The sequence below is a fragment of the Scandinavium goeteborgense genome (genome assembly GCF_003935895.2).
Classification (GTDB): Bacteria; Pseudomonadota; Gammaproteobacteria; order Enterobacterales; family Enterobacteriaceae; genus Scandinavium; species Scandinavium goeteborgense.
Genome location: NZ_CP054057.1, coordinates 52529 through 63209 on the forward strand (window position 1 = coordinate 52529; position 10681 = coordinate 63209).

Consider the following 10681-nt stretch of genomic DNA (forward strand, 5'->3'; position numbering starts at 1 on the left):
ATTTATGTGAGGACGTTTTTAGTTAATTTGAATTCAGGGTTTACTCTTCCTGCTCAGCCCAGCTATACCGGTAAAGTGTAGTCACACTTAACATTCACTGGTGCTGGCTAACATTACTCATTCCGTTTTATCCGCTTTACCCTGCGACGAATCAGACGTTAAAATTAGAAGGCCCATTTTCTATGGTGACACTGTGCCCGGCTAAGGGATTAATTCATTCAGGAGATTAATGTATATGTCTGAATCATTTCAGAACGAGATACCGCGCGCGCGCGTAAATATAAAATTAGACCTGTTTACGAACGGTGCTCAGAAGAAAGTTGAGCTCCCTTTGAAAATGCTGAGCGTCGGCGACTTCAGCAATGGCAAGGCTCAGGGGCCATTGTCCGAGCGCGAAAAAATCAACGTCACAAAAAACAATTTCAACAGCGTCCTGACTGAACTTAATCCCGAAGTTAACCTCACCGTAAAGAACACTCTCGCCAACGACGGCTCTGAAGAAAATGTGACGCTGTCCTTTCAGGATATGAAAGATTTTGAACCTGAGGCGGTGGCGCGTCAAATTCCCCAGCTTCGGGCCATGCTGTCCATGCGTAATCTGTTACGTGATTTGAAATCCAACCTTCTTGATAACGTGACATTCAGGAAAGAACTGGAAACCATATTAAAAGACCCCGCGCTGTCCGATGAACTGCGCAGTGAGCTGAATGCGCTTGCCCCGACCCAGGCTTAATGACCGGGACTTCTTTTAACGGAATAAAAACGAGTAAATGCTAATGTCAGTTAATAATGAATCCCGGAATATGGCGGGCGGCGCCACTGTCGAAAAAAAACTTTCGCAGGGTGGGGTATATGCCTCACTGTTCGACAAAATTAATCTGCAGCCGGTTGCCGAAATGGGCAATCTGAACGGGTTTGATGATAATACGGTGATGGCCGAAACGTCGACCAATGCCCGAGTGACTGCGGCCGTTCAGGTGTTTATGCAGTGCCTGCAGAAATCCGGCCAGAAAGTGGAAAAACTGGATAAGACCCTGCTGGACAGCCACATCGCAGAGCTGGATTTCCAGATAAGCCGCCAGCTGGATGAAATCATGCACAATGATGAATTTCAGAAGGTGGAATCCGTCTGGCGGGGCCTGAAATCGCTGGTCGATAAAACCGATTTCCGCCAGAACGTGAAGCTGGAATTACTCGACCTGTCGAAAGAGGAGCTGCGTCAGGACTTCGAGGATTGCCCGGAAATTATCCAGAGTGGGCTGTACAAGCAGACCTATATCGCGGAATACGACACCCCGGGTGGTGAGCCGATTGCGGCCGTGATTTCAGCGTACGAATTTGATGCGTCAGCCCAGGACGTGGCGCTGATGCGTAACATCTCCAAAGTGTCTGCCGCGGCCCATATGCCGTTTATCGGTTCCGCTGGCCCGAAATTCTTCCTTAAAGATTCGATGGAAGAGGTGGCAGCCATTAAAGATATCGGCAACTACTTCGACCGTGCCGAATACATCAAATGGAAATCCTTCCGTGAAACGGATGATTCCCGCTATATCGGTCTGGTGATGCCGCGCGTGCTCGGCCGTCTGCCGTATGGCCCGGACACCGTGCCGGTGCGCAGCTTCAACTATGTGGAACAAGTGAAGGGCCCGGATCACGACAAATACCTGTGGACCAACGCCTCGTTCGCGTTTGCCGCCAACATGGTGAAGAGCTTCATCAGCAACGGCTGGTGCGTGCAAATTCGTGGCCCGCAGGCCGGGGGTGCAGTGAAAGACCTGCCTATTCATCTGTACGACCTGGGTACCGGTAATCAGGTAAAAATTCCGTCCGAAGTCATGATCCCGGAAACCCGCGAATTTGAATTCGCCAACCTCGGCTTCATCCCGCTGTCCTACTACAAAAACCGCGATTACTCCTGCTTCTTCTCGGCGAACTCCACCCAGAAACCGGCACTGTATGACACCGCCGATGCGACCGCTAACAGCCGTATTAACGCCCGTCTGCCGTACATCTTCCTGCTGTCGCGTATTGCCCACTACCTGAAGCTTATCCAGCGTGAAAACATCGGTACCACTAAAGACCGTCGTCTGCTGGAGCTGGAGCTCAACACCTGGGTGCGTGGTCTGGTGACGGAAATGACCGATCCGGGCGACGAGCTGCAGGCCTCACACCCGCTGCGCGATGCGAAAGTGCTGGTCGAGGACATCGAAGACAACCCGGGTTTCTTCCGCGTAAAACTGTTCGCCGTGCCGCATTTCCAGGTGGAAGGCATGGATGTGAATCTGTCACTGGTTTCCCAGATGCCGAAAGCGAAAGCGTAAGGCGAGGGATAATCAGGGATGAAAATTTATCGCCCACTTTGGGAGGACGGGGCCGCACTGGCCCCGCAACAGTTTCAGCAGCAGGGCCGGTGGAGTGAACACGTTGCCGACACGGTGGCCCGGATGGGAATTGCGCATCCCTGGGGCGTAGTGGCCGCGGAGTTTGATGACGCGGCGCTCGCGCTGTCCCGACTGAATGCGACCCGACTGGTGCTGCGTTTTCAGGATGGCACGATTGTGGATACGGATCTGGCGGACACGCTGCCGCCGGTCTGTGACCTGTCTTCTGCCGCCGGCATGGAGGCCACCGAGGTGGTCGCCGCGCTGCCGCTGTTGAGTGCGAACGGCGGCAATCTGGATAACGGGCATGACAGCGAACGCCCGCGCCGCTGGAAAGCCGAGCGGGTGGTGGTGCAGGAGCTCGCCGGGCACGAAAGCGGGGAGCTGGCCATTCTGCGCCACGCTATCACGTTGCGCTTATCCAGCCAGGAAAACACGTCATACCTGACCTGTCCGGTGGCCCGCCTGGTGCGTAATGCCCAGGGGCAGTGGAGCCGTGACCCGGCGTTTGTCCCGCCCATGCTGTCGCTTTCTGCCAGTCCGTTACTGGTCACCGAGCTGGGTGACCTTCTGGTGCGTCTGCAGGCCCGTCGTCGACGCCTGATGGCCATGCGCCGTGAGAGCAATGAGCGGATGGCCGATTTCGCGGTGGCTGACGTGTCGCTGTTCTGGCTGCTCAATGCCCTGAACAGTGCCGAACCGGTCCTGGTGGAGTTGTTGCAGACGCCATCGCGCCATCCGGAACTGCTGTACCGGGAACTGACCCGCCTGGCCGGCAGCCTGCTGACCTTCTCGCTGGAGCACGATGCCGGTGATATTCCGGCGTATCAGCACGATACCCCTGAGCAGGTGTTCCCGCCGTTACTGACGCTGCTGGACAAACTCCTTGAAGCGAGCCTGCCGTCACGGGTGGTGAGCATCCAGCTTGAGCATCACGACCAGATCTGGAAAGGCTCCCTGCACGATGCGCGTCTGCGCGAAGGGGCTGATTTCTACCTGTCCGTGCGCGCTTCCATGCCCAATCACGAGCTCCAGACGAAATTCCCGCTGTTGTGCAAGGCCGGCAGCTTCGACGATGTCTCGGATGTGGTGAATGTGGCCCTGAGTGGCATGGTGATCAAACCGCTCACCCAAGTGCCGGCGGCTATCCCGCTGCGTCTGGAAAACCAGTATTTCTCTCTGGATCTGTCGACGGATGCCGCCCGGGCGATGCTTGAGGCGGGGAGCTGTACCTTCTACACCCCGGGCTCACTCGGTGATGTGAAACTTGAACTCTTTGCGGTGCTGCGCTCATGAATAAATCCGAACTCAGCCAGATAGACCGCATTTTCTACCCGGGCTGGCTGATGGCCAGCCAGCTGCGAGGTGGGCAGGAAGTCCGGGACGGGGAAGGGCTCTATCGCCGGGCCTGCCGTCTGGTGCAGGAGGCGAAGGCTGCGCTTACGGAGGCAGGTTACAGCGACATCAGCCGTGACCATATGGTGTACGCCCTGTGTGCCCTGCTTGATGAAAGTGTGATGAACCGCGGAACCACCGATGACGGTTACCTGACGTGGCGCCGTGATCCGTTACAGGCTCACTTCTTTGGCACCCTCAATGCCGGTGAGGAGCTGTGGGAACGGATCCGCAACCTGCTGAAAGAAACCGCCCCTGACGCCGCCGTCCTGACCTGCATGTACCGGACCCTGCAACTGGGGTTCGTCGGTCAGTATCGTGCCCAGGATGATGAGCGCCGGGATGATATCGTTCGCGCGCTCGCGGAACGGGTGCCGGCCTTCTCGCTGGCACAGGACGCCCCCATTGTTGCCCGGGCATCACGCCTGCGCAGCGGTCGTCGCTGGTACTGGCTGACCTGGGTTGTGGCCGCTGTCGCCCTGGTGGCGCTCTGGTTCTTCCTTTCGTCTTCGCTTACCGGGCTGGTAAGCCAGACTGTCAGGCCGGGGTAAGCGATGCGGGATGCGTACCGAAGTCTGTTAACTGCCCTGGGTGCCGTGCTGGCGCTGTGGCTCATTCTGGGATTCTGGCCACTGTCGACAGGCAGCCGTGTGGCACTCAGCCTGCTGGTTGTTCTGGTGTCCGGGGTGATGTTCTGGCGTCAGCGTCGGGCTTCGCAGGCGCGGGCGACCGCTGTCCGGGAAATTGTGGATGAAAACCTGCCGCCGGAAGATTTTCAGGGAGCGGTTACCCTCGTCTGTGGCGACAACGCCCCGCTGTTTGTCTCTGGTTCCCGTCACCGGGAAACCCGGCAGGGCTGGTATTTGTGGGTGAAGGATGCGGAACAACTGCCACTCCTGGCACTGCACCTGAGCCTGATGCGCCCGGCCCTGGTGTCGCAAATCTCCGTCATGCTGGCGGTGGTGCCTGAGCTGCACACATCCGGTGATGATTTTACCCAGTCTTTGCGGGGCTGGCAGCGAGCTGTCGTCCAGTGCCGTGCAGCATTTGGCACGATCCCCCCGCTGTGGACCGTTACCTGGGTATCGCCCCCAGTGGCCTGCGCGGAGGCAGAGCCCGTCTGGTTTACCACGGTAAACCAGCGGAGTGGTATTCAGGTGTGTCAGCCCGGTCAGGGCAATGTGTCACTGACGGAGTGGACCCGGGAGACTGGCTCAGACGGGTGTCTTTCGCGCCTGAGCCAGGGCCTGTGGCTGGACAGTCTGCTTGCCTGGCAGAGTAGCGCGGTGAATGACCTGCTGTCGGTACGACAGGGCGAGCTGCCGGTGATGAAGCCCTGCGTGCAGGGCATGTGCATGGTGCCGGTGAGCGGTATCGCGAGCAATCTCTGGCAACAGCACATCACTGCCGTGACGGCGCTGCCACCGGATGCCGTTGTCACCACCGGGCCATTGCCGTTACCTGAACTGCTGCTACCGGCGTTACCGCGCCGACGGGGTGTCAGCCGCAGAATGGTGTTCTGGCGCTATGCCGGATTACTGGGGGGGATTTTCCTGGCACTGGCGATGCTGGCGTCCTGGATGAACAACCAGCGCCTCATTCGTAATGTTGGCGATCACCTTGCGTTGTATCACCAGCTGACGGGTAAGCCTGTTGCCCCGAAACTGCGGGCCCAGCAGCGTCTCAGGGCCGATGGCGCATTGCTGGACGACTGGCAGCGTCGCGGGGAGCCACTGCGTTATCGCCTGGGTCTGTATCAGGGACTGCGTCTGGCTCCGCCGGTCGAAGCGGCTGTGAATGACTGGGCACCGCCGCCGCCACCGCCGCCGGTTATCAAAAAAATCATTCAGGGTCCCAAAACCGTGCGCCTCGACAGCATGTCGCTGTTCGATTCCGGCAAGTCTGTGCTCAAAACCGGGTCCACGAAAATGCTGGTCAATTCGCTGGTCGGTATCAAGGCGAAGCCGGGCTGGCTGATTGTGGTGGCCGGCCACACCGACAATACCGGCAATCCACAACTCAACCAGACGCTCTCTCAGCAACGTGCCGAAGCGGTGCGGGACTGGATGCGCGATACCGGTGATGTGCCGGAAAGCTGTTTTGCGGTGCAGGGTTACGGCGCAAGCCGACCGGTCGCAACCAATGACACGCCGGAAGGCCGCGCGCTCAACCGCCGTGTCGAAATCAGTCTGGTTCCGCAGGCCGATGCCTGTCGGATCCCAGGCAATACCAACACGTCATCGCAGGATGATGGCGTGACTGAAAATGAAATGGAGAACTAACACATGGCAATTCCTGTTTATCTGTGGCTGAAAGACGACGGCGGTGCGGACATCAAAGGTTCCGTAGACGTTCAGGATCGTGAAGGCAGCATCGAAGTGGTCGCTCAGGAACACAACCTGTACATCCCGACCGATAACAACACCGGCAAACTGACCGGCACGCGTATTCATACGCCGTTCCTGTTCACCAAGGAAATCGATTCCTCGAGCCCGTACCTGTACAAGGCAGTGACCACCGGCCAGACCCTGAAGTCTGCTGAATTCAAGTGGTACAAAATCAACGATGCGGGCCAGGAAGTGGAGTACTTCAACACCAAACTGGAAAACGTCAAGCTGGTGAAAGTCGCGCCGAAAATGCACGACATCAAAGATCCGGGCTACGAGAAACATAACCACCTCGAAACCATCGAGCTGCGTTACGAAAAAATCACCTGGACCTACAAAGACGGCAACATCATTCATTCCGATTCCTGGAACGAACGCGCCACCGCGTAAGTCTGCCAGCGGACAGTCCCCTCTGTCCGCTTTTTTGTTTCTTTGCTGAAAGCCTGCGGATGCGGACCTTCAGCAAAGAAACCCACAAACTGCCCGCCTGACCGTATGCGCTTTGGTCTCCTGAACCACAGGAAACAGCGAGGGGCGGTAGCGTGTCCAGGAACCGACAAAGAGAGAACTTCATGGAAAACCCAGCCATCCTGCTGCGACGTCTGAACCCTTACTGTGCCCGTGCGATGGAAGGGGCGGCTTCGCTCTGCCAGACCCGCGCCCATGCGGAAATTCTGCCGGAGCACTGGCTCCTGAAACTGCTGGAACAGGGCGAAGGCGACCTGACGGTGCTGGCGCGTCGCTATGAATGGGATATGGACGGCTTGTGGCAGGATTTACTCGGCTGGCTGGACAACCTGCCGCGCTCGGTGCGCGGGCGACCGGCTCTGTCCGACAACATTCAGACCCTGATGCAGCAAGCCTGGATGATTGCTTCCCTGAACGGTGAGGAACATATCCGGAGTGTCCATCTGCTGATGGCGCTGGTCGATAAACCGAAACTGGTCCGCTGTGACGGTCTGTGGCCGCTACTGACGCTCGGCCAGAGCCAGCTGGAGCGTCTGCGTCCGCTGATTGATGCGCAGTCCGACGAGCGTCCGGACCTTCAGCAGGCCGCTGAACTTGCCCAGCAGGGCGGCGATGTCGAAATGGTCGGCCGTCCGGTCGGGGCGGAGGTAAAAGACGGTGAGCTGAACCCGGCGCTGCAAAACGCGCTCGATAAATTCACCCTTGATGTCACCGCCAAAGCGAAAGAGGGCAAAATCGACCCTGTATTCGGGCGCGATACTGAAATTCGCCAGATGGTCGATATCCTCTCTCGTCGCCGTAAAAACAACCCGATTCTGGTCGGAGAGCCGGGCGTGGGCAAAACTGCCCTGGTGGAAGGTCTGGCGCTGCGCATTGCCGAGGGCAATGTGCCGGAATCGCTGAAAACCGTCAGCCTGCGCACCCTTGACCTCGGCCTGTTGCAGGCGGGCGCGGGCGTGAAGGGCGAATTTGAACAGCGGCTGAAAAACGTCATCGATGCCGTACAGCAGTCACCCAATCCGGTGCTGCTGTTCATCGACGAAGCCCACACCATCATCGGCGCGGGTAATCAGGCGGGTGGGGCGGATGCGGCCAACCTGCTGAAACCGGCGCTGGCGCGCGGGGAACTGCGCACCATCGCCGCGACCACCTGGAGCGAGTACAAACAGTACTTTGAACGCGATGCCGCACTCGAACGCCGCTTCCAGATGGTGAAAGTCGACGAGCCGGACGACGAGACTGCCTGCCTGATGCTCAGGGGCCTCAAATCCCGCTATGCGGAACACCATAACGTTCACATTACCGATGCGGCCGTTCGCGCCGCCGTGACACTGTCGCGCCGTTATCTGACCGGTCGACAGCTGCCGGATAAAGCCGTCGACCTGCTTGATACCGCAGCTGCCCGTGTGCGTATGAGTCTCGATACCGTGCCGGAGCCGTTAACGCGGATGCGCGCCCAAATCACGGCCCTGGAAATCGAGAAGCAGGCGCTGCTGGAAGATATCGCCGTCGGCAACAGTAGCCAGGGTGAGCGTCTGGCGGCGATTGAACAGGAAGAAATCACCCTGTTTGTCGAACTGGACGAGCGCGAGACGCAGTACGGCCAGGAGTTGTCGTTAACGGAGCAACTGCTGGAGACCCGCAAGGATATCTCCCGTCAGAGTGAGACCCGTGACCTGCAACAGCAACTAGATGGCATGCAGCAGAACAGCCCGCTGCTGTCTGTTGATGTTGATACCCGCACCATCGCCAATGTGATTGCCGACTGGACCGGGGTACCGATTTCCTCGCTGATGAAGGACGAGCAGACCGAACTGCTGAACCTGGAAGGGGAAATCGGCAAGCGCGTGGTAGGCCAGGACGTGGCGCTCAACGCCATCGCTCAGCGTCTGCGTGCGGCCAAAACCGGGCTCACCTCCGAGAACGGGCCGCAGGGCGTGTTCCTGCTGGTCGGCCCGAGCGGCACCGGGAAAACCGAGACCGCGCTGACCCTCGCGGATGTACTGTACGGCGGCGAAAAATCCCTCATCACCATCAACCTGTCGGAGTACCAGGAGCCGCATACCGTTTCCCAGCTGAAAGGCTCGCCTCCGGGCTACGTCGGTTACGGTCAGGGCGGTATTCTGACCGAGGCGGTGCGCAAGCGCCCGTACAGTGTGGTGCTGCTCGATGAAGTGGAAAAAGCCCACCGTGACGTGATGAACCTGTTTTATCAAGTGTTCGACCGCGGCTTCATGCGCGACGGCGAAGGGCGTGAAATCGACTTCCGCAACACCGTGATTCTGATGACTTCCAACCTCGGCAGCGACCACCTGATGCAACTGCTGGACGAACAGCCGGAGGCCACCGAAGGCGACCTGCACGAACTGCTGCGCCCGATATTGCGTGACCACTTCCAGCCCGCGCTGCTGGCCCGCTTCCAGACAGTAATCTATCGCCCGCTGGCGGAAACCGCGATGCGCACCATCGTACAGATGAAACTGGAGCAGGTGAGCCAACGTCTGCACCGCCACTATGGCCTGAAAACGCACATCGGTGAAAGCCTGTATGAGGCCCTGACCGCCGCCTGTCTGCTGCCGGACACCGGGGCGCGCAACGTCGACAGTCTGCTCAACCAGCAAATCCTGCCGGTGCTGAGTCAGCAACTGCTGACTCATATGGCCGCGAAACAGAAACCCCACTCACTTACCCTGGGATGGGATGAAGAAGACGGGATTGGACTTGAATTTTCAGGCGCGGCTGAAAGCTAATCCGGAGGCAGGGAATGACCATTCATGATGCCGGGAAGAAAAAGAAGAACGACAAAAAGCAGGACGATAATTCCGTCAGAAAACTGACCAGCGGGGAAATCGCCTTAGCCAGAAAGGTATTCGGTAACAGGATCGATTACGAGAAGGTGAAAATTCATCATGGTAGCTATCTGCCGTTTAATGCGCAGGATGCGAATACGGCAATGACGCCTAATGGTGAAATCTACTTCATCAATCAGTACCGGGATGATTTTTCACAATCACTGTATTCGCTTCAGCATATGTTTATTCATGAAATGAGCCATGTCTGGCAGCGTGAAAAAGGGATGAATGTTATTGGACGAGGTCTTGTGAGCTGGCTTGTCAGTTATCGCTATACACTTGATGGCCGCCTGCTGAGTGACTATCCGATGGAGCAGCAGGCACAGATTATTGCCGATAATTTTGTTTTACAGACATTTGGCTATGAAATCTGGTGGCACCTTGAAAATAAAAAGTACCCCGACATTACGCTTGATGGCGACATTTCTGAGGCTGCAATACGTGAAGGGTATAAAAATTCTCTGAGAGGTTTTCCATGGTGAGCGTGAACCATTTTCGAAAAATTATCTTTATCGTTTCATTAGGCATGTCGTCGGTAGCCCTGACGGGCTGCCCGGGCCCTGGCGACAGAATGAGCCTGGATGAAACTGCGCAGGTGAGCAAGAAAGGTAATGATGTTTGCATGAGTATTCATGATGCTCGAGATTATCAGCCTGCAGACATGGGTATCAATCTTCGGGGTACGCCGCCTAAAGAGAAAGAATTTAACTTCTCGCCAGATCTTAAGATTGTTAATGGTGCATTGTGCATTCCACCGTCTTACTACCATTTCATGGATGGTAATAAATACATTGTTGAATTTGTGCTTCATTCAGCCAACAGCAAAGATGAATCCCGGAATTTTGTTGTCGGAATAGGTGTTAATAATACCCAGGTATATAACTTTCCTTTGAACGATCGCGAAATTTCGAGGCCTTATGGCTCAATTGAAGTTTCTGAATAGTGCCCCGGTATAACGCCATGAAGGTTTTTATTTTTTTAACTTTAGTGGTGGCGGGAGTGCTGTTTCTTCCTGATACGTGTTTTTACACATTCGTTAAGCGCTTTATCCCCATTAGTGGCGACGGCGAATACGGCATGAATAATTTTGAAATGACCGTTTTGCTGATGAAAACCCTCGCCTGCACCCTCGGGGCAGGAGCCGTAATCACGCTTTTTCGTACTCGCTGAGTACCCCTGATTAAACCTGTTACTTGCC

The 10681-nt window shown here is 56.8% G+C and carries 10 protein-coding genes; all 10 read left to right on the plus strand.

The genetic code is table 11. From position 1 onward, the window contains the following. Positions 1–235: 235 nt before the first annotated feature. On the plus strand, positions 236–733 hold the full coding sequence (gene tssB / locus A8O29_RS00295; protein WP_125353748.1) for a type VI secretion system contractile sheath small subunit: 498 nt from the start codon (positions 236–238) through the stop codon (positions 731–733). Between the two features lie 37 nt (positions 734–770). Then, a complete protein-coding gene (gene tssC, locus A8O29_RS00300; RefSeq protein WP_125353749.1) occupies positions 771–2321 on the plus strand; it encodes a type VI secretion system contractile sheath large subunit in 1551 nt (516 codons plus the stop codon). 18 nt (positions 2322–2339) lie between these two features. After that, the gene (gene tssK, locus A8O29_RS00305) at positions 2340–3677 is read left to right on the plus strand and encodes a type VI secretion system baseplate subunit TssK (RefSeq protein ID WP_125353750.1); all 1338 of its coding nucleotides are present in this window, start codon (positions 2340–2342) and stop codon (positions 3675–3677) included. After that, complete coding sequence (gene tssL / locus A8O29_RS00310) at positions 3674–4327, plus strand: type VI secretion system protein TssL, short form (protein ID WP_125353751.1); 654 nt, start codon at positions 3674–3676, stop codon at positions 4325–4327. The genes tssK and tssL overlap by 4 nt, the downstream gene beginning before the upstream one ends. Positions 4328–4330: 3 nt before the next feature. Continuing rightward, positions 4331–6058 (plus strand): OmpA family protein, encoded by a 1728-nt coding sequence (locus A8O29_RS00315; RefSeq protein ID WP_174081183.1) that lies wholly within the window; start codon positions 4331–4333, stop codon positions 6056–6058. Positions 6059–6061: 3 nt separating this feature from the next. Beyond that, positions 6062–6553, plus strand: a complete 492-nt coding sequence (gene hcp / locus A8O29_RS00320) for a type VI secretion system effector Hcp (RefSeq protein ID WP_125353752.1) — start codon at positions 6062–6064, stop codon at positions 6551–6553. A 182-nt stretch (positions 6554–6735) separates the two neighbouring features. Further along, the gene (gene tssH, locus A8O29_RS00325) at positions 6736–9381 is read left to right on the plus strand and encodes a type VI secretion system ATPase TssH (RefSeq protein WP_125353753.1); all 2646 of its coding nucleotides are present in this window, start codon (positions 6736–6738) and stop codon (positions 9379–9381) included. Between the two features lie 14 nt (positions 9382–9395). Next, on the plus strand, positions 9396–9965 hold the full coding sequence (locus tag A8O29_RS00330) for a type IV secretion protein Rhs (RefSeq protein ID WP_125353754.1): 570 nt from the start codon (positions 9396–9398) through the stop codon (positions 9963–9965). Beyond that, on the plus strand, positions 9959–10426 hold the full coding sequence (locus A8O29_RS00335) for a putative T6SS immunity periplasmic lipoprotein (RefSeq protein ID WP_246316606.1): 468 nt from the start codon (positions 9959–9961) through the stop codon (positions 10424–10426). Before A8O29_RS00330 ends, A8O29_RS00335 begins: the two co-directional genes overlap by 7 nt. 17 nt (positions 10427–10443) lie before the next feature. Continuing rightward, positions 10444–10653 carry a hypothetical protein gene (locus A8O29_RS00340; RefSeq protein WP_125353755.1) on the plus strand — a complete coding sequence of 70 codons (210 nt, stop codon included), beginning with the start codon at positions 10444–10446 and terminating at the stop codon, positions 10651–10653. Positions 10654–10681 lie beyond the last annotated feature (28 nt).

What these genes read in the sequence shown, in the direction of transcription:
- A8O29_RS00335 (WP_246316606.1), top strand. Translation starts at nt 9,959, where the DNA reads ATGGTGAGCGTGAACCATTTTCGAAAAATTATCTTTATCGTTTCATTA.
- tssB (WP_125353748.1), top strand. Translation starts at nt 236, where the DNA reads ATGTCTGAATCATTTCAGAACGAGATACCGCGCGCGCGCGTAAATATA.
- tssK (WP_125353750.1), top strand. Translation starts at nt 2,340, where the DNA reads ATGAAAATTTATCGCCCACTTTGGGAGGACGGGGCCGCACTGGCCCCG.
- tssL (WP_125353751.1), top strand. Translation starts at nt 3,674, where the DNA reads ATGAATAAATCCGAACTCAGCCAGATAGACCGCATTTTCTACCCGGGC.
- A8O29_RS00340 (WP_125353755.1), top strand. Translation starts at nt 10,444, where the DNA reads ATGAAGGTTTTTATTTTTTTAACTTTAGTGGTGGCGGGAGTGCTGTTT.
- A8O29_RS00315 (WP_174081183.1), top strand. Translation starts at nt 4,331, where the DNA reads ATGCGGGATGCGTACCGAAGTCTGTTAACTGCCCTGGGTGCCGTGCTG.
- tssC (WP_125353749.1), top strand. Translation starts at nt 771, where the DNA reads ATGCTAATGTCAGTTAATAATGAATCCCGGAATATGGCGGGCGGCGCC.
- A8O29_RS00330 (WP_125353754.1), top strand. Translation starts at nt 9,396, where the DNA reads ATGACCATTCATGATGCCGGGAAGAAAAAGAAGAACGACAAAAAGCAG.
- hcp (WP_125353752.1), top strand. Translation starts at nt 6,062, where the DNA reads ATGGCAATTCCTGTTTATCTGTGGCTGAAAGACGACGGCGGTGCGGAC.
- tssH (WP_125353753.1), top strand. Translation starts at nt 6,736, where the DNA reads ATGGAAAACCCAGCCATCCTGCTGCGACGTCTGAACCCTTACTGTGCC.